We start from the raw sequence: 683 nt of genomic DNA on the forward strand, positions 1-683 counted from the left end.
TCCAGCGTGTCGTTGCCACGCCCGCCATACAGAAGGTCGTTCTCGGTGCCGCCGGTCAGGCTGTCATTGCCGTCCTGACCCACCAGCGTGTCGTCGCCGACGCCACCGGAGAGGGTCTCGTCCCCGATGGTTCCGGTGATGAAATCCGGGTCCACCGTCGTGCTGCCGAAGCCGCCCACCGGCACAAGATACACATCCGTCGCCCCGTTCTGCGACGCGTCATGCATCGCAACCCAGGTCCCGGTAAAGGTGCCCTGCAGCGTGATCGTCGTGTCGATGTCGCCATCGCCGTCCATGTCGATCATCAGCTGGGTGTCCAGCCCGCCATTCACGAGGCTGGTCGAGATGTCCACATCGGTGAAGCGATAGCTTTGCAGGGTGATCCGGTCGCCATAGGCAAAATCGGTGATCACGTCGCCATCGAGCTGCCAATACGCCCCGTAGAACGAATCGTCGCCCGCCCCGCCGGTCAGCGTATCGGCATCGCCGCCGCCATTGAGCGTATCGTCACCGGTGCCGCCATCCAGCGTGTCGTTGCCGCTGTCGCCGTTGAGCGAATCGTTGTCCGCCCCGCCCGAGATCGTGTCATCGCCGCTGCCGCCAAAGCCGCTGTCATGGCCGTCGCCCCCGATGATCGTGTCGTCTTCGGTGCCGCCATACATCGTGTCATTGCCGATCCCGCC

At 64.4% G+C, this 683-nt stretch carries 1 pseudogene; it reads right to left on the reverse strand.

Features of this window, described 5'->3' with window-relative positions:
• Positions 1-683, reverse strand: a pseudogene (locus D8Z78_RS24365) (calcium-binding protein); the annotation flags it as partial.

Origin of the sequence: Tropicibacter alexandrii (assembly GCF_003667315.2) — a bacterium.
GTDB classification, from domain to species: domain Bacteria; phylum Pseudomonadota; class Alphaproteobacteria; order Rhodobacterales; family Rhodobacteraceae; genus Tropicibacter; species Tropicibacter alexandrii.